This is a genomic window from Serratia sp. OLAL2, from assembly GCF_002752475.1.
GTDB lineage: Bacteria > Pseudomonadota > Gammaproteobacteria > Enterobacterales > Enterobacteriaceae > Serratia > Serratia bockelmannii.
The window spans coordinates 1-26085 of the sequence record NZ_MSTL01000021.1 but is presented as its reverse complement, the minus strand read 5'-3'; the positions used below and the strand labels follow the sequence as shown (position 1 = coordinate 26085).

At 59.3% G+C, this 26085-nt stretch carries 29 protein-coding genes; 13 read left to right on the top strand and 16 right to left on the bottom strand.

All coding sequences use genetic code 11. The features are described from left to right. Positions 1-35: 35 nt before the first annotated feature. The gene (locus tag BVU99_RS23400; protein WP_019452433.1) at positions 36-497 is read right to left on the bottom strand and encodes an Lrp/AsnC family transcriptional regulator; all 462 of its coding nucleotides are present in this window, start codon (positions 495-497) and stop codon (positions 36-38) included. 193 nt (positions 498-690) lie between these two features. Here BVU99_RS23400 and BVU99_RS23395 point away from each other — a divergent pair, with 193 nt between their 5' ends. Beyond that, complete coding sequence (locus BVU99_RS23395; protein ID WP_025303836.1) at positions 691-1308, top strand: LysE family translocator; 618 nt, start codon at positions 691-693, stop codon at positions 1306-1308. A gap of 2 nt (positions 1309-1310) precedes the next feature. Here the strand turns inward: BVU99_RS23395 and BVU99_RS23390 are convergent, their stop codons facing one another. Further along, the gene (locus BVU99_RS23390; RefSeq protein ID WP_025303835.1) at positions 1311-1763 is read right to left on the bottom strand and encodes a GNAT family N-acetyltransferase; all 453 of its coding nucleotides are present in this window, start codon (positions 1761-1763) and stop codon (positions 1311-1313) included. Between the two features lie 43 nt (positions 1764-1806). Continuing rightward, positions 1807-2409 (bottom strand): helix-turn-helix domain-containing protein, encoded by a 603-nt coding sequence (locus BVU99_RS23385; RefSeq protein WP_043140438.1) that lies wholly within the window; start codon positions 2407-2409, stop codon positions 1807-1809. 43 nt (positions 2410-2452) lie between these two features. Here BVU99_RS23385 and BVU99_RS23380 point away from each other — a divergent pair, with 43 nt between their 5' ends. Then, positions 2453-3145 carry a B3/4 domain-containing protein gene (locus BVU99_RS23380; protein WP_099817659.1) on the top strand — a complete coding sequence of 231 codons (693 nt, stop codon included), beginning with the start codon at positions 2453-2455 and terminating at the stop codon, positions 3143-3145. Between the two features lie 6 nt (positions 3146-3151). Here the strand turns inward: BVU99_RS23380 and BVU99_RS23375 are convergent, their stop codons facing one another. Then, the gene (locus tag BVU99_RS23375; protein WP_025303832.1) at positions 3152-3367 is read right to left on the bottom strand and encodes a hypothetical protein; all 216 of its coding nucleotides are present in this window, start codon (positions 3365-3367) and stop codon (positions 3152-3154) included. Between the two features lie 852 nt (positions 3368-4219). Here BVU99_RS23375 and BVU99_RS23370 point away from each other — a divergent pair. After that, complete coding sequence (locus tag BVU99_RS23370; protein ID WP_025303831.1) at positions 4220-5296, top strand: AI-2E family transporter; 1077 nt, start codon at positions 4220-4222, stop codon at positions 5294-5296. 44 nt (positions 5297-5340) lie between these two features. Here BVU99_RS23370 and bcp read toward each other — a convergent pair whose 3' ends face one another. Next, entirely contained in the window at positions 5341-5805 is a 465-nt protein-coding gene (gene bcp, locus BVU99_RS23365) for a thioredoxin-dependent thiol peroxidase (protein WP_025303830.1), read from the bottom strand. A 2-nt stretch (positions 5806-5807) separates the two neighbouring features. Continuing rightward, on the bottom strand, positions 5808-6377 hold the full coding sequence (locus BVU99_RS23360; protein ID WP_015378708.1) for a glycine cleavage system transcriptional repressor: 570 nt from the start codon (positions 6375-6377) through the stop codon (positions 5808-5810). Positions 6378-6523: 146 nt separating this feature from the next. Here BVU99_RS23360 and dapA point away from each other — a divergent pair, with 146 nt between their 5' ends. The 6 genes from dapA to ypfH all read left to right on the top strand — a co-directional run bounded on the left by dapA (position 6524) and on the right by ypfH (position 13313). Further along, positions 6524-7405: a 4-hydroxy-tetrahydrodipicolinate synthase gene (dapA, locus tag BVU99_RS23355; RefSeq protein ID WP_033644005.1), complete on the top strand. Its 882-nt coding sequence runs from the start codon at positions 6524-6526 to the stop codon at positions 7403-7405. Between the two features lie 16 nt (positions 7406-7421). Then, complete coding sequence (bamC, locus tag BVU99_RS23350) at positions 7422-8474, top strand: outer membrane protein assembly factor BamC (protein ID WP_025303828.1); 1053 nt, start codon at positions 7422-7424, stop codon at positions 8472-8474. A gap of 170 nt (positions 8475-8644) precedes the next feature. After that, on the top strand, positions 8645-9358 hold the full coding sequence (purC, locus tag BVU99_RS23345) for a phosphoribosylaminoimidazolesuccinocarboxamide synthase (protein ID WP_043140423.1): 714 nt from the start codon (positions 8645-8647) through the stop codon (positions 9356-9358). Between the two features lie 209 nt (positions 9359-9567). Next, entirely contained in the window at positions 9568-10434 is an 867-nt protein-coding gene (locus BVU99_RS23340) for a neutral zinc metallopeptidase (protein WP_043140420.1), read from the top strand. Positions 10435-10490: 56 nt separating this feature from the next. Beyond that, positions 10491-12503 carry a GNAT family N-acetyltransferase gene (locus BVU99_RS23335; protein ID WP_099817660.1) on the top strand — a complete coding sequence of 671 codons (2013 nt, stop codon included), beginning with the start codon at positions 10491-10493 and terminating at the stop codon, positions 12501-12503. Positions 12504-12623: 120 nt separating this feature from the next. Further along, complete coding sequence (ypfH, locus tag BVU99_RS23330; RefSeq protein ID WP_099817661.1) at positions 12624-13313, top strand: esterase; 690 nt, start codon at positions 12624-12626, stop codon at positions 13311-13313. A 30-nt stretch (positions 13314-13343) separates the two neighbouring features. Here the strand turns inward: ypfH and BVU99_RS23325 are convergent, their stop codons facing one another. From BVU99_RS23325 to BVU99_RS23305, 5 genes are all read right to left on the bottom strand, one after another. Continuing rightward, positions 13344-13529: a YpfN family protein gene (locus BVU99_RS23325; protein ID WP_004941720.1), complete on the bottom strand. Its 186-nt coding sequence runs from the start codon at positions 13527-13529 to the stop codon at positions 13344-13346. Between the two features lie 2 nt (positions 13530-13531). Then, positions 13532-14206, bottom strand: a complete 675-nt coding sequence (locus tag BVU99_RS23320) for a M15 family metallopeptidase (protein WP_025303824.1) — start codon at positions 14204-14206, stop codon at positions 13532-13534. Further along, the gene (dapE, locus tag BVU99_RS23315) at positions 14203-15330 is read right to left on the bottom strand and encodes a succinyl-diaminopimelate desuccinylase (RefSeq protein ID WP_025303823.1); all 1128 of its coding nucleotides are present in this window, start codon (positions 15328-15330) and stop codon (positions 14203-14205) included. Before dapE ends, BVU99_RS23320 begins: the two co-directional genes overlap by 4 nt. After that, on the bottom strand, positions 15327-15713 hold the full coding sequence (locus BVU99_RS23310; protein WP_043140410.1) for an ArsC family reductase: 387 nt from the start codon (positions 15711-15713) through the stop codon (positions 15327-15329). The genes dapE and BVU99_RS23310 overlap by 4 nt, the downstream gene beginning before the upstream one ends. A gap of 255 nt (positions 15714-15968) precedes the next feature. Further along, on the bottom strand, positions 15969-16520 hold the full coding sequence (locus tag BVU99_RS23305; protein ID WP_025303821.1) for a LuxR family transcriptional regulator: 552 nt from the start codon (positions 16518-16520) through the stop codon (positions 15969-15971). 531 nt (positions 16521-17051) lie between these two features. Between BVU99_RS23305 and BVU99_RS23300 the strand changes: the two genes are divergently transcribed. Further along, positions 17052-17477: a GNAT family N-acetyltransferase gene (locus tag BVU99_RS23300; protein WP_025303820.1), complete on the top strand. Its 426-nt coding sequence runs from the start codon at positions 17052-17054 to the stop codon at positions 17475-17477. Positions 17478-17484: 7 nt separating this feature from the next. Here BVU99_RS23300 and BVU99_RS23295 read toward each other — a convergent pair whose 3' ends face one another. Together BVU99_RS23295 and BVU99_RS23290 are read right to left on the bottom strand one after the other, a co-directional pair. Then, a complete protein-coding gene (locus BVU99_RS23295) occupies positions 17485-17916 on the bottom strand; it encodes a GNAT family N-acetyltransferase (RefSeq protein ID WP_049209498.1) in 432 nt (143 codons plus the stop codon). Between the two features lie 9 nt (positions 17917-17925). Beyond that, complete coding sequence (locus BVU99_RS23290) at positions 17926-18405, bottom strand: tetratricopeptide repeat protein (RefSeq protein ID WP_049204814.1); 480 nt, start codon at positions 18403-18405, stop codon at positions 17926-17928. Between the two features lie 216 nt (positions 18406-18621). Here BVU99_RS23290 and ypfM point away from each other — a divergent pair, with 216 nt between their 5' ends. Then, positions 18622-18681, top strand: coding sequence for a protein YpfM (gene ypfM / locus BVU99_RS25370; protein ID WP_100396732.1), 60 nt, complete (start codon positions 18622-18624; stop codon positions 18679-18681). Positions 18682-18808: 127 nt separating this feature from the next. Here ypfM and acrD read toward each other — a convergent pair whose 3' ends face one another. Next, positions 18809-21943, bottom strand: a complete 3135-nt coding sequence (gene acrD, locus BVU99_RS23285; RefSeq protein WP_025303817.1) for a multidrug efflux RND transporter permease AcrD — start codon at positions 21941-21943, stop codon at positions 18809-18811. Between the two features lie 292 nt (positions 21944-22235). On the opposite strand from acrD, the gene BVU99_RS23280 reads away from it, so the two are divergent. Continuing rightward, a complete protein-coding gene (locus BVU99_RS23280; RefSeq protein WP_004941750.1) occupies positions 22236-22514 on the top strand; it encodes a helix-turn-helix domain-containing protein in 279 nt (92 codons plus the stop codon). A gap of 32 nt (positions 22515-22546) precedes the next feature. On the opposite strand, the gene BVU99_RS23275 is transcribed toward BVU99_RS23280, so the two are convergent. Both BVU99_RS23275 and narQ read right to left on the bottom strand, forming a co-directional pair. Continuing rightward, positions 22547-23179: a response regulator gene (locus tag BVU99_RS23275; RefSeq protein ID WP_025303816.1), complete on the bottom strand. Its 633-nt coding sequence runs from the start codon at positions 23177-23179 to the stop codon at positions 22547-22549. 161 nt (positions 23180-23340) lie between these two features. Next, on the bottom strand, positions 23341-25017 hold the full coding sequence (narQ, locus tag BVU99_RS23270; protein WP_025303815.1) for a nitrate/nitrite two-component system sensor histidine kinase NarQ: 1677 nt from the start codon (positions 25015-25017) through the stop codon (positions 23341-23343). Between the two features lie 369 nt (positions 25018-25386). Between narQ and nudK the strand changes: the two genes are divergently transcribed. After that, the gene (gene nudK / locus BVU99_RS23265; RefSeq protein WP_033643990.1) at positions 25387-25962 is read left to right on the top strand and encodes a GDP-mannose pyrophosphatase NudK; all 576 of its coding nucleotides are present in this window, start codon (positions 25387-25389) and stop codon (positions 25960-25962) included. Positions 25963-26085 lie beyond the last annotated feature (123 nt).

Genomic DNA, 26085 nt, shown 5'->3' with positions numbered 1-26085 from the left:
GAAAAGAGAAAACGGGAGCGGTAACGCTCCCGTCGTCATTTGCCCAGCGGCAGGAACGAGCGCTCCGGCACCACGGTTTTCATCACCAGCGTGGAGCTCAGGCGCTGCACGCCCGGCAGAGCGGAGAGTTTCTCGTCGTAAAGCTGCTGGAAGGCGGGCAGATCGCGGGCGATCACGTGCAGCAGATAGTCGGGATCGCCAAACAGCCGCTGTGCCTGCACCACCTGCGGAATGTCCACCATGGCGTTTTCGAAGGTTTCAACGGCGCGGCGATCGCCTTCGCGCATGGTGACGAACACCAGGGCGGAAAAGTTATAGCCCAGGCTGCCGGGGTCGAGCTGGGCGCGGTAACCCCTGATCACCCCGGACTCCTCTAATGCCCGTACCCGGCGGTGGCAGGGAGACACGCTCAAACCGATCCGCTCGGCCAGCTCGGTTACCGACAAACGGCCATCGACCTGCAGTTCAGCAAGAATCTTGCGATCAATCTTATCCATTTGGAAAAATTTCCCCGCTTATGCCGATTTCAGGCAAGTAATTGAAAGCACATTTTAACGCCTTGAGGATATTCTTGCCATCTGTTGAACGGTTTTGACGGCCACCGCGGCAGGCGGAGGCCGTTCTTCTTCCACGAGGAAAGGCAATGGTTCTCTGTTTGGTGTGGCGTGGCGCGTCTGAGAGGGCGCCGGCATGACGCTCGCTCTGTTCGCCGCTTTTTGGGCGGTGTCGATTTTATTGGTGATCACGCCGGGTATGGATTGGGCCTATGTGATCTCGGCGGGCATTCGCGGCCGGGTGGTGGTGCCCGCCGTCGCCGGCTTGCTGTTCGGCCATCTGCTGATGATTGCGATTGTGGTGGCGGGCGTCGGCGCGCTGCTGGTCGGCAACCCGCTGGCGCTGACGGCGCTCACCCTGTTGGGGGCGGCTTATCTGTTGTGGATCGGTTTCAACATGCTGCTGCACCCGCCAGTGCCCGGCGCCGGTGAAGATCAGCGTTCCGATTCCTGGCTGCGCTGGGCCGGCAAGGGCGTGTGCGTCAGCGGCTTGAACCCCAAGGTGTTTCTGCTGTTTCTGGCGCTGCTGCCGCAGTTTACCGACGCCCGAGCCGAATGGTCGGTGCCGATGCAGATGCTGGCGTTGGGCGTCGTGCATTTGATCAGCTGCGGCCTGGTGTATCTGCTGGTGGGATTCGGTTCGCAGTCGGTACTGCGCACGCGCCCGCAGGCTGCGAAGATAGTGGGGCGCATCTCCGGCGCGGCGATGATCGTCATCGCGCTCGGGCTGCTGGCCGAGCAGGCGCTGAAATAGCATTACCGTCGATAGATGTCCGGCCGGGCGATCTGCCAGACAAAGTCGGGGTGGTTGATGGCCGAATAGCCCACTTTCTCATAGAGCCAGGGGGCGGTGCTGGTGACCAGCATGATTCGCCTCAGCTTCGCCATCAGCGGATGGGCCTGGCAGCATTCCGCCAGCCACAGGCCCAGCCCGCTTTTTTGATGCGTCTCCAACACGTACACGTCGCACAGATAGCCGAAAGTGGCGTAATCGGTGACCAGCCGGGCGAAACCGATCTGCCTGGCCTCGTGATACAAACCGAAGCACAGGCTGTGGGTGAGGGACTGGCGGACGGTTTCTTTATCGATTCCCTCCGCCCATGACGAACGGGTCAGAAAAGCGTGGATGGCATCGAGATCAAGCAGGGCGGGATCGGTGCTGACGAGATAGTCCGCACGCTGCCAGACAAGTGGGGCAGGGGTTGTCATGATGATTCTTCTCCTGTGAAAGCGTTCAGGTCAGGGCCGCCGTTCAGGCGTGCAGTTCGGCGACCGTCATGGTGAAAATCAGCGTGTCTTCGCCCTCGTTGGCGTACCGGTGCGGGCCGTCCGTTCTGGCGACCGCCGAACAGCCCGGCGCAATTCTGAGCTTGGTTTGTTCGACGGCAAGGCTTAAGACGCCTTGCTCAACGTGCAGCAGCTCAAACGTGCCCGTCGGGTGGCCGCCCGATGCATAGGATTCCCCGGGCGCCATTTCCCACCGCCACAGTTCTATCATGTTCGGGCCTTGGGTGCCCGCCAGCAAACGGGCCGAGCCGCCGCTATCGCCATGCCACAGCGTGGGAATATCTTGGCTTTCAATCAGGTAGGCGGCGGGCGCGCGGGTGACGTTGACGATGTCCGCCACCGAGAGACCCAGCGCCGCCGCGAGCTTGCACAGGATGGCGATGCTGGGATTGGCGGCGCCTTTCTCGATCTCTACCAGCATGCCTTTGCTGACGCCCGCCCGGCGCGACAGTTCGTCCAGCGATAGCTTTTGGCTTTTTCTCTGTTGCTTGATGCGATGTGACACCGCTTCGCTGACGGTTTGCACGTCGGCGCCAAACTCGGTCGGTCTGTTGACTTTTTTGTTCATCGGTCAATATTATGCAATAAAATGGTCAATATAGGATTATTTAATGATTTTAGTCGATCCGTCAATCGATCCGGCCGTCGCTGCGCTGGCACCCGGTTTCCGGGCGTTAAGCATTACCGCGGTTGCGGCTCCCATAGCCCATCCGGACGTGGGGGCGTTAGCGTTGGCGCAAGCCTGTCGCGCCCTCGGTGAGGAAGACGCACCCTGGGCAGAGGCGCATCTCACGGCCTGGCGCGAGGTTTTCATGCAGTTTGGCGCCAAACCCAAGCGTACGCCCTGTTCCGCCGACGCCCTGCGCAAGCGCGCGCTGCGCGACGGCACGATGCCCAGCATCGATCCGGTCGTCGATCTCTATAACGCCGTCAGCATCCGTTATGCGGTGCCGGTGGGGGGCGAGAATATCGCGGCCTATGTCGGCGAGCCGCGGCTGATCGTCGCGGATGGCAGCGAACTGTTCGATACCGTCAAGGAGGGGGCGGTGATCCATGAATCGCCGGAGGCGGGGGAGGTGGTTTGGTGCGACGATCGCGGCGTGACCTGCCGCCGCTGGAACTGGCGCCAGGGGGTCAGAACCCGGTTGAGCGCCGAGGCCGAGCGGATGTGGTTCATCCTGGAGAGCCTGCCGGCGATGCCGTTGGCGGCGCTGCACGAGGCGGGCGACGAATTGATTGCCGGTTTACGGCAAATGATGCCCGGCGTCACGGTAGAGCAACGGCTCATCGGCTGCGCCTCGTAACGGGTGTCAGCACTGGCGGCGGACCAAACCGGTGATCAAATCCAGCGCGTCGTCCGCCGCCGCGATTTCGCTTTCGCTGAGCGCTTGCCGTTCGATGAAGCTCTCGATCGCTTCCAACAGGGAGAAGACGCTGATTTCATCCCCTATCTTCACGACTTCGCAAACGCCACGCCCGATCGCCAGACAGATGGCTTCATCAAATTCACACGGTTTGCTGTTCATCTTTCCCCCTACGGCGTTTGGGATGATATCGGCCATGCTACCGGTTTTTTCCCGACGGCTGTCTGATGAAAATCCCATTTTTTCGTTGATGCTGACTGGCGCACGACCGCGGGCATTGGCGAAATTCTGATTTCCTCACCGTGGTCAAATTTCCCTTGTGACCACCGTGCCGGCGCGGTATTGTCGCCAAATGACGACAATACCGCCTCATTGTCCGCATAAAAAATTCATGACGTTATCATCCCTTCATCCCGCTGCCGTGCGGGATTTTTTTATGAGGTTTATCTCAAAGTGCGGATAACCTCGACGCGATCGCTTGCCATGCTCTGAGAATAATCCTAGCTTGAAATAGTCATTTAGGGTTAGCAATCCCTCATGACCTCCTTGTAACACTTGATGCACCAGAACGTTTTCTCCCCCGCTGCGGCGGGGGTTTTTAATGACGTGCATCAGAAAAGGCCGCAACGCAAGAACCGACAGAGTTCGTGACGATAACCAGTTTAAGTATCAGGGGACGGGACTATGAAAAATGATCTGGCGGCGGCGATCGCGATTGGCTGTGTGTTGTTGTTCGCATTGGCAGTCGGTTCGCCCCTTTCTATCGGTACCTCGCTGTAATCTTCCGCGGCCCCGTTCGGGGCCGCTCACCGAACCTGTCGCCGCGTCTGCGGATTTTTGCGCCGATCGCCTGCCCGCGCGATAAAATCAGCCAAATCGCTGTTGATGTATGGTGAACTTTGAGTACTCTGAGTGCTTTGCACACCTCGCGTGCGCCCGTTCTATCTATGCTTTAATCAGGCCCATCACAGGAATCGCCATGCCCGCCCGCCAAATCTCGAGGAGCCCGCTCTGATGCTGGAGATGTTATTACAGTGGTACCGCCGCCGCTTCACCGATCCGCAGGCTATCGCGCTGCTGGTGATCCTGGTCGCCGGGTTCCTCATTCTCTATTTTCTGCACGGCATTCTGACCCCGTTGCTGGTCGCCATCGTGCTGGCGTACCTGCTGGAGTGGCCGACCGCGCGCCTGCAGCGCATCGGCTGTTCGCGCACCTGGGCGGCGAGCATCATGCTGTTGGTGTTCGCGGGCGTTGCCATGCTGCTGGTGTTTGTCGTCGCGCCGACCGCTTGGCAGCAGGGCATCAATCTGATGAGCGATCTGCCGGGCATGCTCAACCAGTTCTATAACTTCGCCGCGACGCTGCCGAAGCGTTATCCAGCGCTGGTGGATGCCGGCATCATCGACATGATGGCGGAAAACCTGCGCAGTCGGCTGTCCGGCATGGGCGAATCGGTGGTGAAATTCTCGCTGGCGTCGCTGGTCGGCCTGCTGACGTTGGCTATCTACCTGATCCTGGTGCCGATGATGATGTTCTTCCTGCTGAAGGACAAAGATCAACTGTTGAACGCGGTGCGCCGCGTGCTGCCGCGCAATCGCGGCCTGGCGGGGCAGGTCTGGAACGAAATGAATCAGCAGATCACCAACTATATCCGCGGCAAGGTGCTGGAGATGGTGATTGTCGGCGTGGCGACCTACCTGGTGTTCGCCGTGCTGGACATGCGCTACTCGCTGCTGCTGGCGGTGCTGGTGGGCTTTTCGGTGCTGATCCCCTACATCGGCGCGGTGCTGGTCACCATACCGGTGGTGGTGGTGGCGCTGTTCCAGTGGGGCGTCGGCGCCGATTTCTGGACGCTGATCGTCGCCTATCTGGTGGTACAGGGGTTGGACGGCAACCTGTTGGTGCCCATTTTGTTCTCCGAAGCGGTCAACCTGCATCCGCTAGTGATTATCCTGGCGGTGATCGTGTTCGGCGGGATGTGGGGCTTTTGGGGCGTGTTTTTCGCCATACCGCTGGCGACGCTGGTGAAGGCGGTGATTCACGCCTGGCCCGATGAACTGCGGGTCGAGGTGGAAGACAAGGCCGGCTGACAGGGAAGAAACGAAGCGCAGCAGGCCGCTGCGCTTCGTGAGAATTACTGCTGCAGGTAGCTCAGAACGATGTCGTGGTGATTGGTGGTTTTGAAATCATCAAACACTTTTTCAATCTTGCCGTTGGCGTCGATCAGGAAGCTGATGCGGTGAATACCGTCGTAGGTCTTGCCCATGAAGGTTTTCTCGCCCCACACGCCAAACTGTTGCGATACCTGATGATCTTCATCAGACAACAGTGTGAAGTTGAGCAGCTCCTTTTCGGCGAAGCGCGACAGTTTTTCCGGTTTGTCGGTGCTGATGCCCAGCACTTCGACGCCGACCTTTTTCAATTCGTCCATGTTGTCCCGCAGGCCGCAGGCTTGCACGGTGCAGCCCGGCGTCATCGCCTTCGGATAGAAATAGACCAATACTCGCTGTCCCTGGAAGTCGGCCAAATTAATTTCCTCACCGTCCTGGTCAGGCAAACTAAATTTCGGCGCTGTGTCACCGGCTTTCAATGGGCTCATCACTACTCTCCATCTTTCTCATCATGCTGTGGATAGTTCACCACGCTAATACTGCCTTGCGCGTTCAATTCTGTACATAGGCGATGGAAGGCTTGCTCAATATTTGAGGCGTCCCGATCGCCGGAGCTGTGGGCGGTGATTTGGATATACAGCTGCGGTGGCAGGTCGCCGTCCGCCGGCTGCGTGCGCGAGACCAGCTCGGCGATATTCATCTGGCTGGAGTCGAACAAATCGGTAAAGCGTTCGATGATATGTGGCGAGTCCTTGACTTCCACCTGCACCCATACCGTGGCCGGCATCGGCGGCCTTTCGTGCGAGTTTGTGCGCTTCATCACGATCAGCAGATCCAGCTCCGCGCCTTTTTGCGGCAGGGTGGATTCGATCAGGGTGATGGCGTTCCAGCTGCCGGACAGCAGCATGATGAACGTGAACTCCTCCCCCAGCATGGCCAGACGGCTATCTTCGATATTGCATCCGCAACTGCTGACGTGGCGGGTGATGGTATTGACAATTCCGGGGCGGTCGGCGCCGAGCGCGGTAATCACGAGATAGTGTTCGTCTGACTGAGGCAAAATAGCGCTTCCTGTCGTGCTTAATGGGGTTACCATGGTAAACATAAAAAAAACCGCCTGCCAAGCGCTTACAACGCGGTTGTGCGCTTGCTTTTGGATGGGCAGCAAAAGTACCATGAGTGACTTGTTTGTGGAGGGGACGGCCAATGTTTACGGGAAGTATTGTTGCACTGGTTACGCCGATGGACGACAAAGGTGCTGTCGATCGCGCGAGCCTGAAAAAATTGATCGATTATCATGTAGCCAGTGGCACCGCGGCGATCGTTTCCGTAGGGACCACCGGCGAGTCCGCAACGCTTGCCCATGACGAGCACGTTGACGTGGTGCTGCAGACGCTGGAGCTGGCCGACGGCCGCATCCCGGTGATCGCCGGCACTGGCGCCAACGCTACCGCCGAAGCCATCGCGCTCACCACCCGCTTCGCCAACACCGGCGTGGTGGGGTGTCTGACGGTGACGCCGTACTACAATAAGCCGACGCAGGAAGGGCTGTATCAGCACTTCAAGGCGATCGCCGAGAGCACCGAGCTGCCGCAGATCCTGTACAACGTGCCTTCGCGCACCGGTTGCGACATGCTGCCGCCGACCATCGCTCGGCTGGCGAAAATCAAGAATATTGTTGCTGTAAAAGAAGCGACGGGGAACTTAAGTCGCGTTAGTCAGATCCAAGTGCTGGTTGACGATGAAGATTTCATTTTGCTGAGCGGCGACGACGCCAGCGGACTGGACTTCATGCAACTGGGCGGCAAAGGGGTGATTTCCGTGACGGCCAACGTGGCCGCGCGCGAGATGGCGGAACTTTGCGCGCTGGCGGCGCAGGGCAAGTTTGCCGAAGCGCGCCGCTTAAATCAGCGCTTGATGCCGTTGCATCAGGATCTATTTGTAGAAGCAAACCCAATTCCGGTGAAGTGGGCCTGTAAGGCGTTGGGATTGATGGCAACCGATACGCTGCGTCTGCCGATGACGCCGTTGAGTGAAACCGCCCGCCCGGTGGTGGAGCGCGCGCTGAAAAGCGTCGGTTTGCTGTAACTCTAAGGGAAATTTGATGGCTTATTCATTGCAAAAGTCGACGGTAGCAAAAGTAGTGGGCATCTCTTTGGTGATGATGCTGGCAGCCTGCAGCAGCGATCAGCGCTACAAGCGCCAGGTCAGCGGCGACGAGGCCTACCTCGACGCGGCTCCGCTCAAGGCGCTGAACGCGCCGTCCGGCATGATCCTGCCGGTGCAGAGCGGCAACTATGACGTTCCCGCCACGAAGCTGCAAGGCAACGTCGGCAAGCAGCTGGACATTCGTCCGCCGGTGCAGCCGTTGGCGCTGCTGAGCGGTTCACGTGCGCAATACGCCGGCGACAGCGGCACGCTGCTGTTGGAAAACAGCCCGCAGAACCAGAACCTGTGGTCGCGCGTCGTCAGCCTGCTGCAGGCGAAGAACATCGCGATCGCTTCCCGCCAGGACGCCGGTCAGACCCTGACCACCGACTGGGTGAAGTGGAACCGTCTGGACGAAGACAACCAGTACGAAGGCCGTTATCAGATCAGCGTGCAGCAGCAGGGCTACCAGCAGGCGCTGGTGGTGAAAAGCGTTGGCCTGCAGCAGCAGGGCAAGAGCGAGCAGGTGACCGACCAATCTGAGATTCAGCGCTACAACGGCATGATGATCAACACCCTGATCGAAGGCCTGGACAAGCAGGACAACCTGGCGAGCAGCCAGACCGCCAGCCGCTTCGGCGCACTGGACGTGCAGAGCGGCGCCGATGACACCGGCCTGCCGATGCTGGTCGTGCGTGGCCCGTACACCGTTGTGTGGGATCGCCTGCCGCCGGCGCTCGAAAAACTGGGGATGAAAGTGGGTGACCGCAGCCGTCCGCAGGGCACCGTCGCCGTGACCTACAAGTCCCTGAGCAGCAGCGATTGGGATGCGTTGGGCGTTAAGGATCCTGAACTGGCGGAAGGGGATTACAAGCTGCAGGTCGGCGATCTCAACAACCGCACCAGCCTGCAATTCATCGATCCGAAAGGCAAACCGCTCACCCAGTCGAAAAACGATGCACTGGTGGCGGCATTCCAGTCTGCCTTCAGTAAAACCAGCGTTAACTAATCAAAAAGGGGCCTCGGCCCCTTTTTGTTTTGTCTATACGGTATCGTTTGCGTCGCAGGTTTGGCACAATAGTGTCCGGCACGCCAAAGAATTCATTAGGTCAATTCTATACCCCCTAATTTCGGGCCGCGCTCGGGAGACAACGGGGATACATCACTGGAGTAAGTAAGATGCAAAAGCTAGCTGAGCTGTATCGCGGAAAGGCAAAAACCGTTTACACCACCGAGAATCCCGATCTGTTGGTGTTGGAGTTCCGCAACGATACGTCAGCACTGGATGGTCAGCGCATTGAGCAGTTCGATCGCAAAGGCATGGTGAACAACAAGTTCAACCATTTCATCATGAGCAAACTGGAAGAAGCCGGCATCCCGACCCAGATGGAGCGTCTGCTGTCCGACAACGAAGTGCTGGTGAAGAAGCTGGACATGGTGCCGGTGGAATGCGTGATCCGCAACCGCGCCGCCGGTTCGCTGGTGAAGCGTCTGGGCATCGAAGAAGGTCTGGTGCTGAACCCGCCGCTGTTCGATCTGTTCCTGAAAAACGACGCCATGCACGATCCGATGGTGAACGAATCCTACTGCGAAACCTTCGGCTGGGTGAGCAAGGAACATCTGGCGCGCATGCGCGACCTGAGCTACCGCGCCAACGAGGTCTTGACCCAGCTGTTCGATGACGCCGGCCTGATCCTGGTCGACTTCAAGCTGGAGTTCGGCCTGTTCAACGGCGAAGTGGTGCTGGGCGATGAGTTTTCGCCGGACGGCAGCCGCCTGTGGGACAAAAACACCCTGGACAAGATGGACAAAGACCGTTTCCGTCAAAGCCTGGGCGGCCTGATCGAAGCCTACGAAGAAGTGGCGCGCCGCATCGGCGTGAAGCTCGACTAAGCGTTGGCACCGCCATTCGGGGCGATCCGGCCGGATCGTCCCGCTATTCTGCGTTTTTCCAGAAAATTTCTACATTTCCTCCGCGGCAGACCATTTATAATGATGGATGCGAGATGACTAAAACCTATCCCACTCAGGCTTGAAGCTGCCTTTGCGCTTACGATCGCGGTGCAACTTCAACGAGCAGGGGAAATATCTGGAGTGTATTTATGCGTTGGCAAGGGCGTCGGGAAAGTGACAATGTTGAGGATCGTCGCGGGCAATCTTCAGGTTTGGGCGGTGGTGGCGGCGGCTTCCGTGTGCCGCGCGGCAAGGGCGGCATTGTCATTCTGGTGGTGGTGCTGGTGGCCGGCTATTACGGTATCGATCTGTCGCCGCTATTGAACGGCGGTAACGTCGCACCGCAGGGTCAACAGCAGAGCGCTAACATCAGCCCGAAAGACGATGAATTGGCCAAATTTACCTCGGTGGTGCTGGCCTCAACCGAGGATAACTGGAAAGAGATTTTCCAGCGCATGGGCAAAACCTATCAACCGCCGAAGCTGGTGATGTATCGCGGCGTGACGCGCACCAGCTGCGGCACCGGTCAGGCGGCTATGGGGCCGTTCTACTGCCCGGGTGACAGAACGGTGTATATCGATTTGTCTTTCTACCAGGATATGAAAACCAAGCTGGGCGCCGGCGGTGATTTCGCTCAGGCCTATGTGGTGGCGCACGAAGTCGGCCACCACGTGCAGAACCTGTTGGGCATCGAGCCGAAGGTCCGCCAGATGCAGCAGGGCGCCAGCCAAGCGGAAGTAAACCGCCTGTCGGTGAAAATGGAGCTGCAGGCGGACTGCTTTGCCGGCGTGTGGGGCAAATACGCTGAGAAGCAGCAGATGCTGGAAGAGGGCGACCTGCAGGCGGCGCTGAACGCCGCACAGGCGATTGGCGACGATCGGTTGCAGCAGCAGAGCCAGGGCCGCGTTGTGCCGGACAGCTTCACTCACGGCACCTCGCAGCAGCGCTATACCTGGTTTAAACAGGGCTTCGACAGCGGCGATCCCAATACCTGCAACACCTTTGCATCCCGTTAACGCCTCAAGTGCCGGAGCCTGACTCCGGCATTTTTTTCGGATTGAGACACAGCGTTATGTTACAGGCAGCGCAACAACTTATGCGGCGGCAGGGCATCCGACGCCTGCTGGTGCTCAGCGGTGAACCTGACTGGTGCCGCGAACAGGCGCAGCGGCTGGCGGCTACGTTGCCAGGCGACTGGCCGTGGGTCGGGGAAAATCCGCCGCCTGGCCAGGTGGCTTTAGCAAGCGGCGCGATGCGCCAATTGCTGGGGCAGGAGCGGCTGCACGCGGTGTTCGACGCCGGTCACTCGCTGGACGTAGAGGCGCTGGCGGCGTTGAGTGGCGCCTTGCGCGCCGGCAGCTGGCTGCTGCTGTTGACGCCCCCCTGGCGACAATGGCCTCAGCAGCCGGACGGCGACAGCCTGCGCTGGAGCGATTGTCCGCAGCCGATCACCACGCCGCATTTCATTCATCATCTGCAGCAGCATCTGGCCGATGACAGCGAAGTGACGATCTGGCGGCAGGGAGAGCCCCTGACGCTGGCCGCGCTGCCGGCGCGTGAAGGGTGGCAGCCGCCGGATGGCCGCCCGACCGAGGAACAACAGGCGATCTTGACGGCGCTGCTGCAGGCCGAGTCCGGCGTGTGGGTGCTGACCGCCGCCCGTGGCCGCGGCAAATCGACGCTGGCCGGCATGCTGGTGGCGCAGTCGCCGCTGACCTGCTGGATCACCGGGCCGAGCCGCGCCGCCACTGAGGTGGCCGGGGAATGGGCGCAGGGGCGCGCGCAGTTTTGGGCGCCCGATGCCCTGCTGGCGCAGTGTCGTGAGGGTGACGTCAGCGCCGTGGGGTGGCTGCTGGTGGATGAGGCGGCGGCGATCCCCGCGCCACTGTTGCAGCAGTTGATCGGTTATTTTCCTCGCGTGCTGTTGACCACCACGGTGCAGGGCTATGAAGGCACCGGCCGCGGTTTTCTACTGAAGTTTTGCGCCGGGCTGCCGTCCTATCAGGCGCTGAGCCTGCAACAGCCGATGCGTTGGGCACAGGGGGACGCGTTGGAACGGATAACGGACAATGCGCTGTTGTTCAACGAGCTGCCCGCCTGGCCGGCGGATGGCCAGGCGATCGATTACAGCCAGGCGGAGCAGCGTGAACTGTGCGCCGATACGCAGCGGCTGGCGCGTTTCTATGCTCTGCTGAGCAGCGCGCATTACCGCACCTCGCCGCTGGATTTGCGCAGGTTGATGGATGCGCCCGGTATGCATTTCGGGCTGGCGCAGGCCGAACAGGAAGTGGTGGGCGCCGTGTGGCTGGTGGACGAAGGCGGGTTGAGCGCCGAGTTGGCGCACGACGTGTGGGCCGGCCGCCGCCGACCGCGCGGCAACTTGGTGGCGCAGTCGCTGGCGGCGCATGGCGGCCAGTGGTGGGCGCCGACGCTGCATTCACGGCGCATTACCCGCATCGCGACGCTGCCTGCGTTGCGGCGGCAGGGTATCGCGCGTCAGCTGGTCGAGCGGCAACGCTGCCAGGCTCAGGGTCTGGACTTCCTGTCGGTCAGCTTCGGCTATACCGAGCCGCTGTGGCGCTTTTGGCAATCCTGCGGTTTCGAGCTGGTGCGCATCGGCAGCAAGCCGGAGGCCAGCAGCGGCTGCTATACCGCGATGGCTATCTTGCCCCTGAGCGAGCAAGGGGAGGCGCTGCGGCATGCGGCGCACAAGCACCTGGCGCGTGACTGGCCCTGGCTGCGGCAGCGTATCGAGCTTACGCTGGCGATCCCGGGCGACGACGGCGATACGTCGCTCGGCGAAGAGGACTGGCGCGAGCTGGCCGGGTTCGCTTTCGCCCATCGGCCGCTGGAGGCCAGCCTGGGGGCATTGCAGCGTTTGCTGTTGGCCAGCAGTCTGCCGCTGTCCGCGCTGCGCGGCCATCTGCAGCGGCGGCAATCCCCGGCGGCCTGCGTGGAGCAGGCGGGCGTAAGCGGCCAGAAAGCCTTGCTGCGCTACTGGCGGCACGAAACGGCGCAGGCGCTGGAACAGCTGAATGCGCAGCACTGCCGCTACTGGCGCGACTGGGCGCAGTCGTTGCAATAAATTGAATAACTCGCTCAATAAAACCCGATTTTCCCGATTTCTCAACGGCGTATAGTCACTGTCAGCGGTGCGGCGGCGACTGTCGCCGCACCAGGTTTGGTTACTATTAAGGAGTCATCGATGAAACATGAGCATTTCGTTGTCCAAACCCCGGCGACCCCGGCGGCGCAGCTGATCTTGCTGTTTCACGGTGTCGGCGACAACCCGGTGGCGATGGGGGAGATCGGCAGCTACTTCGCCAAAGACTTTCCTCAGGCACAGGTGGTGAGCATCGGTGGCCCCGAAGCGTTCGGCAACGGTGCAGGGCGTCAGTGGTTTTCGGTGCAGGACGTGACCGAAGAGAACCGCGCGGCCCGCATCGCAGACGTGATGCCGCAGTTTGTGGCCGTGGTGCGTCATTGGCAGCAGTTGAGCGGCGTAGGCTATGCCGGCACGGCGCTGGTGGGGTTCTCGCAGGGGGCGATCATGGCGCTGGAAGCGTTGAAAGCAGAAACCCGGCTGGCCGGGCGCGTGGTCGCGTTCAGCGGGCGTTTCGCGCAACTGCCTGAGCGGGCTTTCGGCGACAGCGTGGTGCATTTGATCCACGGTGAAGAGGATGCGGTGATCGCGGTGCAACACGCTCACGCGGCGGCGGAGGCGTTGCGGACCAACGGCGCCGATTTCACGCTGGACGTGGAACAGGACGTTGGGCATGCGATCAACCAGGGCATGATGAACGCCGCGCTGGAAAGGTTGCATTACTATGTGCCGCAGCGCTACTGGGACGAAGCCTTGTCCGGCAAGCGCGGCGAGCTGATCGCCTTCCGCTAAAAATTCAGGGCGCCGATGAGCGCCCTGATGTCATTTCTTTTTCGGCCAGTCGTCTTCGTCATCCCACTGGGCATTGTTGTCGCGGTGCGGCGGTATCTCCGGCTTGTTGGCCAAATAGCTTTTAACGTCGACGCGGCGCAGTTCCTTGATGCCGCTGACGACCATCCCCACCAGAACCAGCAGGATAATCCACCAGTAATCAGCTAACCATTGCATAGCTACTCCTTTCCTTCACTGCGTATAAAACGCGAAAAAATCGAGGGCAGATGGCGTTCGAGCCATTCGGCACCGGCGACCTCCTTATCATGCCAGGCCGCCAGCAACAGCGCCGGGGTCAGCAAATGTTCGGCCTCTTGTGCCAGCGGCCGGTAGCTCAGATGCCACGGCTCCACCGCCACGCCGCCGCAGTCTTCGGTAAAGGGGCGGTAGAAACCGAATTCGGCCATATGCGCCGTCAGCCACTGGTTGAGCGGCGCAAAGTAACCGCCTTCCTCATATTCCCACGGCTCCAGCTGCAGCTTTTGCCCTTCCGGCAACAGCGACGGATCGTACACGTCCAGATCGCTGCCCCAGTGATGGCGGCTGGCGCCCGGCAGGGCCGACCAGCGCAGGATCGCCTCACAGCGCTCGGCGGCCGATAACGTCGCGACGTCGATCGGGCGGCTGTCCTTATCTAATACTGGCCGCTGGCCGCAGAATTTGCCATTCCAAATCGCCAACTGGCGGTCGAAATCGCGGAAGGTGCTGGCGGGCTGGAGATCGAATCCCGCCTCATGCGCCGCCTGCTGCATCGCCAGGAAGGCGTTGACCGCCTGCGGCTGCAGGCGGTGGTTCCCGCTCAGCGGCGCGAGGTGTTCGGTTGAGCGGCCGGTGAGCATCTCTGCGTTGATCATGCGACCAATTGCTCCATGATGCGTTGATACATGCGGCTCAGCAGCTGCAGATCCGCGGCGTTGACACATTCGTTGACCTTGTGGATGGTGGCGTTGACCGGCCCCAGTTCCACCACCTGCGCGCCCATCTGCGCGATGAAGCGGCCGTCGGAGGTGCCGCCGGTGGTCAGCAACTGCGGCGTCAATTCAGAATAGTGCTCGACCGCGTTGACCACCGCATCCACCAGCGCGCCGCGCGAGGTGAGGAACGGTTGGCCGGACAGCCGCCATTCGATGCTGTAATTCAACTGATGGCGTTCCAGCAGCTCTTCCACGCGCTGCTTGATCATCGCGTCGGTCAGTTCGGTGCTGAAACGGAAGTTGAACTGCACGTAGAGATCGCCCGGGATCACGTTGTTGCTGCCGGTGCCGGCCTGCACGTTGGCGATCTGCATACTGGTCGGCGGGAAGAACTCGTTGCCGCGATCCCATTCGATCGCCACCAGTTCATTCAGTGCCGGCATGGCGCGGTGCACCGGATTGTCCGCCAGATGCGGATAGGCAACGTGCCCCTGTACGCCGTGGATATGCAGGTTGGCGGTGATGGAGCCACGACGGCCATTTTTCACCACGTCGCCGACGCGCTCGGTGCTGGACGGCTCGCCGACCAGGCAGTAATCCAGCCGCTCGTTGCGCGCCATCAGCGCTTCGACCACTTTAACCGTGCCGTGAGTGGCGCTGGCTTCTTCATCCGAAGTGATCAGGAATGCCAGACGGCCCCGGTGATTCGGGTTGGCGGCGACAAAGCGTTCCGCGGCCACCACCATCGCGGCCAATGAGCCTTTCATGTCCGCCGCGCCGCGGCCATAGAGCATGCCGTCACGGATTGCCGGTTCAAACGGCGGGTTGTCCCAGCGTTTTTCATCACCGGTCGGCACCACGTCGGTGTGCCCGGCAAACGCCAGGGTTTGCCCTTCACCGCGCCAGGCCCAGAAGTTTTGGGTATCTTCGAAGTCCATTGCTTCGACGGTGAAGCCGATCGCCTGCAGGCGATCGATCATCAGCTGCTGGCAGCCTTCGTCATTCGGGCTGAGGGAAGGGCGTTTGATCAACTGCTGGGCCAGTTCGATAACCGGGCAAGTCATACGGCAACCTCGGTGATAAATTGTTGGTAAGCGTCGGCGTTAAAACCGAGCAGGGCGTGGCCGTTGCCGTCGTCCAGCAGCGGACGTTTAATGATTGCCGGCTGCGCCAACATCAGCGCGATGGCGGCGTCGGCATTATCACAGGCGTTGCGCTGCGCTTCATCCAGCTTGCGCCAGGTGGTACCGCGGGTATTGAGCAGCGGCTCCCAACCCAGCTGCGCGACGAAACCGCGCAGTTGCTGTTCGGTCAGGCCGTCGGCGCGGTAGTCGTGAAAATGATAGGCTATGCCCTGATCTTCCAGCCAGCGGCGGGCTTTTTTGATGGTGTCGCAGTTTTTGATGCCGTACATCGTCAGCGTTGTCTGTTGCGGTTTATTTGCCATGGCGTAAAGCTACCTGTCTCGTCGAGTCGATACTGAGCGGCGGGCGCGGTCTTAGGCCTTCTCGCCGCCCGGCGATAGCAGAGATAATGCCAGTAAAGCGGCGGCGAGATCCAGACAACGATGCGCGCGAGAGACGATTGGGCGCCAGGGAGAGAGAGGTTGGCAAAGCGATGAAACGGCGATCTTCGCCAGCGGTGCTTTTAAAAGACGCCGGCGAACGCATTCAGCCGCCAATGCGGAGCTGGGGGGCGGTCACTACTCTTTATTGATTCTTATGTTTAAACGATCGGTCAAACACCGTACGCGGGTAATATGCAACAGCGGTTTTATCCTGCTGGCGCCGAGCTTTTTCATTATTCGCGACTTGTAATGATTGGCGGTTTTATTTCTGATATTCATGGTATTGCTGATATCGGCCAGCGATTTTCCCGTCGACCACTCCGAAAGGAAAAGGGACTCGCGCTGGGAGAGTTGCGGCGGTTCGGTATAGTGACTGTAACGCTTATATAAGTCACCGATCAGGTGGCTGAAGCGGCTCAATGATATAAGGTTTGATAATATAATGGTCTTATTGTCGACAATCACCACCTCATGCAGGCAGTCGGTGATAATGATTATTTTGTAGGTATTGGGGTTGGCATATTCATCGCGGTAACGTGCTTCAAAATTGGCGATAGTGACATCGATAAAGCAGACCCTTTTACGGCTAAAGCCGGCCGGCGCGCGTTTTTCCGCCCATGTTTGGTTAATGAGTTGTCGAATGCCGACGGTGGTATAGGCACACTCGCTGAAAATATCAATTTCCATTTTATTATAGTCCTTTACTTTCTATTTCCCGGTGAGGATTGATATCTTAAAACATAAAAAAAGAAATAATCTAAATAATTTCATGTTGAACTTATCTTGCACCGCAAACGAATGAGCGTTATCTGGGCGCGAGCTTTGAAGGGAAGGTTATATACTAGCATGATTTATAAAGAGTAAATCTTTTTTTCAACCGAATTTTTAAGCAAGGTAAGGCTAATAGAATAGACATCTTCTATTAATACCTCGGTAATTGAAAGGAATTAACATAGATATTGGCTATCAAAATTATCAAAACGATCGTTTTTGACGATCATTAAATGACGTAAGATTGCGTTTAACGAGTTAAAAACTAAGATTTTTCTTGGTTTTATCACGATGAGAAGCTTTACTTGGAACGACAGTAAAGTCGGCGCTGAAGTCATGCGAAAATTAACGTGGAAATTGAGACAAAGATAATTCTAAACAAAGAAAATGCGATGTTTTAAGCTGTGAGCAGAGTGCGAACGTGGATGATTGATACGGAGAGCTGGCGTGAAAGAATGTCATATCGAAATTTCCGATCGGGTAACGCAGGAAATAACGTCCTGTATCGCGGAGGGGTTGGACCGTTTTAATGATCAACATATCGGCTACGGCGATCGTCTGCCGTTGGCCGTGGTGGTAAAAGATCCCGATAGTGGGGAGGTTCTCGGGGGGATTACCGGGCGCTCATCATTAGGGCTGCTGTTTCTCGATCTCTTTTATCTGCCGGAAGCGTTGCGCGGGGCGGGGCTGGGCAGCGAATTGTTGCGCCGTTTCGAGCAGGAAGGCCGCCGGCGCGGTTGCCTTTCCGCCGTGTTGTACACCATCAGCTTTCAGGCGCCGGACTTTTATCAACGACATGGCTGGCAGCGTATGGGGGAGGTGGCGTGCCTGCCGCCGGGGACCTGCCGTATCTTTATGAGCAAAACCTTGTAATGCGCGATTAACGTACGTAGCCTCCCTGTTGCAAACGCCGCAGGGCGGCGCCCTCAGCGAACACCATGCCGGTGGTCAAATCGTGAAAGCCGTACTTTTTATAGAAGGCCAGTTTTTCCGGCACCGAATAGATGAAAATCTTGCCGAGCGGCGCCAGATCTTGCATCACCCGGTCCATCAACCTGCGCCCCAACCCCTGTCCCTGAAAGCGCGGATCGATCGCCACGTCGGCCAGGTAGGCAACCGAGGTCAAATCGCTGATGGCATGTGCGGTGGCGATCAGCTCATCGCCGATAAACCCCCAATAGCAAAACTGGCTGTGTTGGTAAACGCGTTGCAGCGTATGCGGATCGCGTTCGCCCAGCCCGGCGGCCTGCAGCAATTCACACAGCCGCTGCCAGTCGATGGCGCGGCGGCTTATATCGGTGATGATTTCCATGGTTTTCCTCTAATCAATATGATTGAGATCGGCGGCATAGTGCCGAATGGCGCGCTGATAGCCGCGGATACCGGGGTCTGACGAGGTGTCCGCCAGCAACAACAACAGATCGGCCACGGCGCGTTTATTTTCACCCAGGTTGTACAGCGTCATGGCGCGAAACAGCATTAGTTCGTTGGCCTGCGGGAATTCGGTCAGGCCATCGTCGAAAGCGCGCAGCGAAGCCGGGTATTTCCCCAGGGCGCGGTAAGTGCTGCCGAGGCCCAGCCAGGCTTCACGGCGCTGGGCGGGCGGCAAATCGCGAGCCAATGCCGCGAGGTAGCAGGGAATGGCCTGTTGCTCCAGGCCCTGAACGTCATACAGGCAGGCCAGCTGAAAGTGTAACATCGCCGCTTCCGGCTCGGCCGCCAGTTGCCGTAACGCCAGCGCAGTCGCTTCCTGATAGCGGCCCTGCGTTTTCAACTGCGAGAGAGACAAAGAAGTGGACATGATCGGCGCTCCCTTGGCGTATTTTTATACCTTTTACACGCTACCGTGGAGAAATTGATATCACAAGGGAATAGCTGTACTGCACATTGATCAGATAAATACGAAAATGTGCGCTAAGCCCGATTTCCGGGCCCGGCATCGTTCCCGTTTCCCTTCACATGGTCAAAAAACAAGCGTAGAATCCGCTTCGTCAAATAATTGAGGTTGTAAAGTATTATGGTTGATCGTGAATTAGGAAACTGGAAAGACTTCATTGATGAGATGTTGGGCAACTGACACAGCGTTGAAGCAGATGGCAAGGTTGAGTCATTGGAACGTCACTGAAACACCTTGGGAACGAGATTATCGTTCGAAAAAAAGCAGCATCGGTTACCCGACGCTGCTTTTTTTTATGCGCTGCCTGTTACTCCTCAGTGGTCGGCGTGGTTGCCGGATGCGCTTTACCCGGGAAACGGCGCCGCACCAGCACGAAGAACAGCGGCACGAAGAAAATCGCCAGCAGGGTGGCGGATATCATGCCGCCCATCACCCCGGTGCCGACCGCATGCTGGCTACCGGAACCGGCGCCGCTGCTGGTGGCCATCGGCAGCACGCCGAAGATGAACGCCAGCGAGGTCATCAGGATCGGCCGCAGACGCATGCGGGACGCGTCGAGCGTCGCCGACATCAGATCCTGGCCTTTATGGTTCAGCTCATTAGCGAACTCGACGATAAGAATGGCGTTTTTCGCCGACAGCCCAATGATGGTCAACAGGCCAACCTGGAAATAGACGTCGTTCTCCAGACCGCGCAGCCAGGTGGCGGCGACCGCGCCGATCACCCCCAGTGGCACCACCAGCATCACAGAGAACGGTATCGACCAGCTCTCGTACAGCGCCGCCAGGCACAGGAACACTACCAGCAGCGAGATGGCGTACAGCGCCGGCGCCTGCGAGCCGGACAGCCGTTCCTGATAGGACATCGCCGTCCATTCCAGCCCGAAGCCGGTCGGCAGTTGGCTGACCAGTTTTTCCATTTCCGCCATCGCGGTGCCGGTGCTGACGCCGTTGGCCGCTTCGCCGACGATCTCCAGCGCCGAGCTGCCGTTATAGCGCTCCAGCCGCGGCGAACCGTACTCCCAGTGCGAGCTGGCGAAGGCCGAGAACGGCACCATGCCGCCCGCGCTGTTGCGTACATACCATTTGTTAATGTCATCCGGCAGCATGCGGAACGGCGCTGCGGCCTGCACGTAGACTTTTTTCACCCGGCCGCGGTCGACGAAGTCGTTGACGTAGGTCGAGCCCCAGGCGGTGGAGAGGGTATTGTTGATGTCGTCGATAGACACGCCCAGTGCCTGAGCCTTGCGTTGATCGATATCGATTTGCAACTGCGGGCTGTCGTCCAGGCCGTTGTGGCGCACGCGCGACAGCAGCGGGTTTTGCCCGGCCAGCTGTAGCAGCTGATCGCGCGCTGCCATCAGCTTGGCGTGGCCGAGGCCGGCGTGGTCTTCCAACTCCATATCGAAGCCGGAAGAGTTGCCGAGGCCGGTGATAGCCGGCGGGCTGCTGGCTATCACCCGCGCTTCGTTAATCTTGTTGAACGCCAGGGTGGCGCGATCGATGATGTCGAACGAGCTGTTGGCGCCCGAGGTGCGCAGATCCCAGTCTTTTAGCCGAATGAACAGACGCGCCACGTTTTGGCCGTTCCCCCCCGGCCCGGAGCCGATGATGGCGAACACCGACAACACATCCTGTTTCTCTTCGGTGAGGAAGTACCGCTCGACCTTTTCCACCACTTTGGACGTTTGTTGCAGGGTCGAGCCTGCCGGCAGCTGCACCTGTACGGTGAAGATGCCACGGTCTTCCTGCGGCAGGAAGGAGGTCGGCAGCTTGATGAACAGCAACGCCATGCCGCCGAGCAACAGCAGATAAATCACCATGTAGCGGCCGCTGGCGTGCAGGATGCGCCCCACGCCGCGCTCATAGCGTTCGGTGTTGCGGTTGAACATGCGGTTGAACCAGCCGAAGAAGCCGCGCTTACCGTGGTGGTGGCCCTTGGCGATCGGTTTGAGCAGCGTGGCGCACAGGGCAGGGGTCAGGATCATCGCCACCAGCACCGACAGCACCATGGCGGAGACGATGGTGATGGAGAACTGTCGATAGATGGCGCCAGTGGTGCCGCCGAAGAACGCCATCGGTACGAACACCGCCGACAGCACCAGGGCGATGCCGACCAGCGCGCTCTGGATTTGCCCCATGGATTTGCGCGTGGCTTCACGCGGCGGCAGGCCTTCTTCGCTCATCACGCGTTCGACGTTTTCCACCACCACGATGGCGTCGTCCACCAGCAGGCCGATCGCCAACACCATGGCGAACATGGTGAGGGTGTTGATGCTGAAGCCGCAGGCGGACAGGATGGCGAAGGTGCCCATTAGCACCACCGGCACGGCGATGGTGGGGATCAGCGTGGCGCGGAAATTCTGCAGGAACAGGTACATCACCAGGAACACCAGCAGGATGGCTTCCAGCAGCGTTTTCACCACGTCCTTGATCGAGGCTTTGACGAACGGGGTGGTTTCATAGGCCACTTTGGCCTCCAGCCCGCGCGGGAAGTACTGCGACAGTTCGGCGATCTTGTCCTTCACCAACTGGTCGGTCTGCAGTTCGTTGGCGCCGGAGGCCAGCTTGATGTTCATGCCCGCGGCCTGCATCCCGTTGTAGCGGCTGAGGTAGTTGTAGTTCTCGCCGCCCAGTTCGACGGTGGCGACGTTGCCCAGCGTCACCAGCGAGCCGTCCTGATTGACCCGCAGGGTGATCTGGCGGAATTGTTCTGGCGTCTGGAGCTGCGACTGGGCGTTGATGGTGGCGTTCAACGCCTGTTTATCGACCGATGGCGTGCCGCCCAACTGGCCGACCGCCACTTGGGCGTTCTGCGATTGAATGGCCTTGACCACGTCCTGGGTCGTGAGCTGGTAACTGTTGAGCTTGTTGGGATCGAGCCAGATACGCATGGCGTATTGCGAGCCGTACACGTCCATGCTGCCGACGCCGTTGATGCGGCTGAGCGGATCCTGCAGGTTGGAGACGATGTAATCGGCGATGTCCTGCTTGTCCATGCTGTTGTCGGTGGAGACGAACGCTACCATCATCAGCGTGGTGTCGCCGGATTTCGACACCGTGACCCCCTGATTCTGCACTGCCTGCGGCAAACGTTTGATCGCCGCCTGCAGCTGGTTTTGCACCTGCTGCATCGCTTCGTTGGGATCGGTGCCGGCTTCGAACGTCAGCGTGACGGTCGCCTGGCCGGTATTGGTGCTCTGCGACGACATATACATCATGTTGTCGAGGCCGGTCATATTCTGTTCAATGATCTGCGTGACGGTGTTTTCCAGCGTTTGCGCCGAAGCACCTGGGTAAGTTGCGCTAATGCGCACGTTCGGCGGCGCCAGATTCGGGTATTGTTCTACCGGTAAAGAAAAAATCGCCAATGCCCCGGTCAGGCAAAGAATAATTGCCAGCACCCAGGCGAAAATCGGGCGATCAATAAAAAAATTGGCCATGCAGCGCGAACCTCGTTATGACTTGTTCTATCTTTAAAACGCATCGGAAATATGCATTTCAGCGGCAGGGAAGGATTCCGGCGCTATTGCACTTTACTCGGGATAGTCGAGGAAAGCGTGGAGAAAAAAAGGAGATAGTGTAAATAACGGTAGCGGAAAACGGCGTGGATGCACCGACGCCGATAATTGTACGCTATTAAGACATTTTTATTACTATCAAAGGCCTTGCGCATGTCTTCGCCGCAGGCAACCGAAAGTAAAAACTGGACTCACCTTACAGCAGGAGCTTGGCATGGGAATTAACCCGGTATTTGCCCGTCGGCTTTATTTATGCTGGCTGATCAGCCACAGTGAGCGGCCCAATGTGCCGCGGTTGATGGCGCTGACCGGTTGGCCGCGCCGCACGTTGCAGGATGTGCTGAAGGCGCTGCCCGGCATGGGCGTCGAGCTGCAGTTCGTGCAGCAGGGCGTGCGCAACAACGACGGTTTCTATCAGTTGGAAAGCTGGGGGCCGTTCAACAAGAGCTGGGTGCATCAGCACCATCAGGCGCTGCTCAGCGCCATCGAGTAAGCGGCCCCGGCGTATTGGCCGGGGCGGGGCGATCAGTGGCTTTTGTACTCCAGGTACATCACCGTCGCCGCCACGCGAGAACGCACGTCCAGCTTGCGCAGTATATTGCGGATGTGCACCTTCACGGTTTCTTCAGAGATATGCAGCTGCGCCGCCACCTGTTTGTTGGACAGGCCGCGCGCCACCTCTTGCAAGACGTCCAGTTCGCGTTCGGTCAAGGCGGCGAAGGGATCGCGTTGCTCGCCGCGCGCCAGCAAATAGTCGGCCATGGCGTCGCTGATCACGTTCTGCCCTTCGGCGGCGGCGCTGATGTGTTCCAGCAGCTGTTCCGGTTCACTGTCTTTCAGCAGATAGCCGTCGGCGCCGGCGTCGATCAGCGCATACAGATCGCTGCGCGCATCGGAGACCGTCAGCACGATGATGCGCGCGTCCACGCCTTCGTCGCGCAGGGCCCGCAGCGTATCCAGTCCGGACATGCCCTTCATGTTCAGATCCAACAAGATCACGTCCGGCGCGTGCTGCAGTGCCAGCGCAACCGCCTCGCTGCCGTTGCCGGCCTCCGCTACCACGCCAAATCGCGCATCCAGTCCCAGCAGCTGTTTGATGCCGCGCCGCATCAACGGATGATCGTCAACGATCATGACTCGGTATTGCTTCATCACCATGAAATATGCTCCCTGTAGCAAGTAAAGCCACTCAAACGCGCCCGGAGGCGTGCTTCACAGTGGGACTGTCTCTTCAAAAATAGCGGCATTCTGCACCGCAAACCTCTCTGGGCAGCCTTCTGTCCGGCGGCAACCGTAACGCCGAGTGAACAGCCGCAAGGTCAGGGCGAGAATGTCAGGCAGACCGCCGTGCCGCCGCCGCCTCTGCGCCGGATGCGCAGCGTTCCTCCCAGTCGCGCCGCGCGTTCGCTCATGATGGTCAAGCCGTAATGCCCTTCCGGTTCTTCCAGACTGGCGATGCCGCAACCGTCGTCGGTAATGCTGAATACGTTGTCGCCTGCAGCATTGACCTCGCAACACACCGCGATCTCGTTCGCTCCGGCGTGCTTGACGGCATTGAGTACCGCTTCGCGCACGATCTGCAGCGCGTGCACCTGCTGTTGGGCGTTGAGCGCCTGCGAGGGCAGCCGACAGTGTAACTGAATCCGCGCGGGGGTTAGCGCCTTTAATGGCTGCAACAGTTGCTCCAGCGCGGCATTCAGATCCGCCTCCTGAATGTTGAGGCGGAAGGTGGCCAGTAATTCTCTCAGCTGGCGATAGGCATCGGCCAGCGTGCGATCGAAATCATCGATAATCGTCTGCGCCGCCGGATCGTCGGCGGCGCGCCGGAGCAGCGTCAGCTGGATGCGCAGGAACGACAGCGTCTGCGCCAGCGAATCGTGCAGCTCGCGGGCGATGGTCCCACGCTCTTCCATCAGCAACAGATATTGGTGCTGCTTTTGCGCGCGGTTGAAGTAGACGCCGCGGCCCAACATATTGGCCAGGCTCTGCATCAGGTGAGGATGCGGCGGCTGCGCCTCGGGCTGCCAACGCAATTCGCCCAGCAGTTTATCGCCTTGAGTGATCGACAGCGCGCTCCAGGCTTGCGCCGGCGCCGGCTCTCCTTCGTTCAGTTGCCACTGGCCATGGTCGTCCGCCACGTTCAACCGGATGCAGCGCAGTCGTTCACTTTGGCGCACGATGCGCAGCACATTTTCAAACGCCTGCTGATCGATCTGGCGCACGCTCAGCGCCTGCGAGCAGCGATATAGCACCTCCAGCGTTTCGTTGGCCTGCTGCAGGCGCTGGGTCTTTTCCTGCACTTTCAGCTCCAGCGACTGATAGAGCCGGGCCAGCTCGTCCGACATGGCGCTGAAGGTTTGCGACAGTACGCCGAGTTCGTTCGGCAGCGCCACGTCCAGCTGCGGGTGGCGAAAGTCGCGCTGTTGCACGCGCTGGCTGGCGTCGACCAGATGCTGCAGCGGCGTGACCACCTGGCGGCGCATAAAACGGATGCAGAACAGCACCAGACCGATGATGGCGGCGTAGCCCAGTACGCTGATGGCGGCCACCAGGGTGAGTTTCAACTCTGAATAACGCTGTAGAGCGGAAACGAAATGATCGACGCGGTTGACGTAGCCGGCAACCTCTGCCCGGTAGGCGGCCGCCTGCCCGTCGCGGATCTGCTGCTCCATCGTTTGCCATGTTCGTTGCAACGCCAGATAGTGGTTGCGTACCTCGGCCGGGACGTAAAAACGCGCCAGCTTTTGCAGCGCGGGTGCCTGCAAAGATTGCCGGTATTGCTGCAGGTGCAGCTCCAGCTCCGGGTTCTGCCGGTCGAGGTCAAAGGCCAAGCGGTAGCTTTGCATGCGCAGCGAACCGGCGATGTTGATCGCCTCGGCATCGCTCTGGCTGCCGGCGACGGTCGTCAACGCCAACCCGGTGGCGAGCACCGACAGGATCACGATGCCGAACAGCGCTCTGGCCAGGCTGCCGGTCACGGAACGTTTAACAAGCAATCACGGAATCCTTTTCTCTCAGGTGAGGCGCTTCGCCATTTTCATTCGAAAGCAAAACTATAACTTTTGCAACTAAATTGCACCGCGATTTGTATCAAGTTGTCAACAAAACGGGAACAATTGTCGTTGTGTAATCAAATGAATAGCGAAATGCCCACCGATTTTCAGCCGCAGCCCGGTTTCCACTGATGATTTGCCTTTGTGGATGCGATTCGTCCTGACTCGTCTGTCAGAGTCTGCGTCTGCCCACGATGTATTTTAAATCCTGGTTTACCCGGAGAGGCGATGTGATTTTTGTTGCAAATCGTCTGCCGCGGCGCGGCCTAATCGCGGTATGATCTGCACGTTGTCACGCAAGGAAAAAGGGTTATGTCGTCGAAAATTGAGAATGTGAAGAAAGAGCTGCTGTCGGACAACTGGTATGTGCTGCACAAGTACACGTTCGATCTGAAACGCAAAAACGGCGGTTCGGTGCAACAGGTGCGCGAGGTCTACGATCGTGGCAACGGCGCTACCATTTTGCTGTACAACCGCGCCAAGGGCACGGTGGTGCTGACCAATCAGTTCCGCATGCCGACCTACGTCAACGGCAACGAGAGCGGCATGCTGCTCGAGGCCTGCGCCGGCCTGCTGGACGCCGACTCTCCGGAGCAATGCGCGCGCCGCGAAGCGGTGGAGGAGACCGGTTTTCAGGTCAGCGAGGTGAAGAAAATCTTCGAAGCCTACATGTCGCCGGGCGGCGTGACCGAAATCGTGCACTTCTTTATCGCCGAATACCATGATGATGAGCGGCGCGCGGCCGGCGGCGGCATTGAAGATGAAGATATTGAGGTGATCGAACTGCCGTTTCGCGACGCGGTGGCGATGATCGCCGACGGCCGGATTAAAGACGGCAAGACCATCATGCTGCTGCAGTATTTGCAGATTCATCGGGTGATGGAATAAAAAAAGCCGGTCATGATGACCGGCTTTTTTATCGGCTTGCGCCCGGCCGCTTACTTCAGCAGCGCCTGCGCCTTGGCCACCACGTTGTCCACGGTGAAGCCGAACTCGGCGAACAGCTGCTCG

Excerpts from the sequence above, each read along its gene's own strand:
- BVU99_RS23400 (WP_019452433.1), bottom strand. The coding sequence starts at position 497 with ATGGATAAGATTGATCGCAAGATTCTTGCTGAACTGCAGGTCGATGGC.
- BVU99_RS23395 (WP_025303836.1), top strand. The coding sequence starts at position 691 with ATGACGCTCGCTCTGTTCGCCGCTTTTTGGGCGGTGTCGATTTTATTG.
- BVU99_RS23390 (WP_025303835.1), bottom strand. The coding sequence starts at position 1,763 with ATGACAACCCCTGCCCCACTTGTCTGGCAGCGTGCGGACTATCTCGTC.
- BVU99_RS23385 (WP_043140438.1), bottom strand. The coding sequence starts at position 2,409 with ATGAACAAAAAAGTCAACAGACCGACCGAGTTTGGCGCCGACGTGCAA.
- BVU99_RS23380 (WP_099817659.1), top strand. The coding sequence starts at position 2,453 with ATGATTTTAGTCGATCCGTCAATCGATCCGGCCGTCGCTGCGCTGGCA.
- BVU99_RS23375 (WP_025303832.1), bottom strand. The coding sequence starts at position 3,367 with ATGAACAGCAAACCGTGTGAATTTGATGAAGCCATCTGTCTGGCGATC.
- BVU99_RS23370 (WP_025303831.1), top strand. The coding sequence starts at position 4,220 with ATGCTGGAGATGTTATTACAGTGGTACCGCCGCCGCTTCACCGATCCG.
- bcp (WP_025303830.1), bottom strand. The coding sequence starts at position 5,805 with ATGAGCCCATTGAAAGCCGGTGACACAGCGCCGAAATTTAGTTTGCCT.
- dapA (WP_033644005.1), top strand. The coding sequence starts at position 6,524 with ATGTTTACGGGAAGTATTGTTGCACTGGTTACGCCGATGGACGACAAA.
- bamC (WP_025303828.1), top strand. The coding sequence starts at position 7,422 with ATGGCTTATTCATTGCAAAAGTCGACGGTAGCAAAAGTAGTGGGCATC.
- purC (WP_043140423.1), top strand. The coding sequence starts at position 8,645 with ATGCAAAAGCTAGCTGAGCTGTATCGCGGAAAGGCAAAAACCGTTTAC.
- BVU99_RS23340 (WP_043140420.1), top strand. The coding sequence starts at position 9,568 with ATGCGTTGGCAAGGGCGTCGGGAAAGTGACAATGTTGAGGATCGTCGC.
- BVU99_RS23335 (WP_099817660.1), top strand. The coding sequence starts at position 10,491 with ATGTTACAGGCAGCGCAACAACTTATGCGGCGGCAGGGCATCCGACGC.
- ypfH (WP_099817661.1), top strand. The coding sequence starts at position 12,624 with ATGAAACATGAGCATTTCGTTGTCCAAACCCCGGCGACCCCGGCGGCG.
- BVU99_RS23325 (WP_004941720.1), bottom strand. The coding sequence starts at position 13,529 with ATGCAATGGTTAGCTGATTACTGGTGGATTATCCTGCTGGTTCTGGTG.
- BVU99_RS23320 (WP_025303824.1), bottom strand. The coding sequence starts at position 14,206 with ATGATCAACGCAGAGATGCTCACCGGCCGCTCAACCGAACACCTCGCG.
- dapE (WP_025303823.1), bottom strand. The coding sequence starts at position 15,330 with ATGACTTGCCCGGTTATCGAACTGGCCCAGCAGTTGATCAAACGCCCT.
- BVU99_RS23310 (WP_043140410.1), bottom strand. The coding sequence starts at position 15,713 with ATGGCAAATAAACCGCAACAGACAACGCTGACGATGTACGGCATCAAA.
- BVU99_RS23305 (WP_025303821.1), bottom strand. The coding sequence starts at position 16,520 with ATGGAAATTGATATTTTCAGCGAGTGTGCCTATACCACCGTCGGCATT.
- BVU99_RS23295 (WP_049209498.1), bottom strand. The coding sequence starts at position 17,916 with ATGGAAATCATCACCGATATAAGCCGCCGCGCCATCGACTGGCAGCGG.
- BVU99_RS23290 (WP_049204814.1), bottom strand. The coding sequence starts at position 18,405 with ATGTCCACTTCTTTGTCTCTCTCGCAGTTGAAAACGCAGGGCCGCTAT.
- acrD (WP_025303817.1), bottom strand. The coding sequence starts at position 21,943 with ATGGCCAATTTTTTTATTGATCGCCCGATTTTCGCCTGGGTGCTGGCA.
- BVU99_RS23280 (WP_004941750.1), top strand. The coding sequence starts at position 22,236 with ATGGGAATTAACCCGGTATTTGCCCGTCGGCTTTATTTATGCTGGCTG.
- BVU99_RS23275 (WP_025303816.1), bottom strand. The coding sequence starts at position 23,179 with ATGGTGATGAAGCAATACCGAGTCATGATCGTTGACGATCATCCGTTG.
- nudK (WP_033643990.1), top strand. The coding sequence starts at position 25,387 with ATGTCGTCGAAAATTGAGAATGTGAAGAAAGAGCTGCTGTCGGACAAC.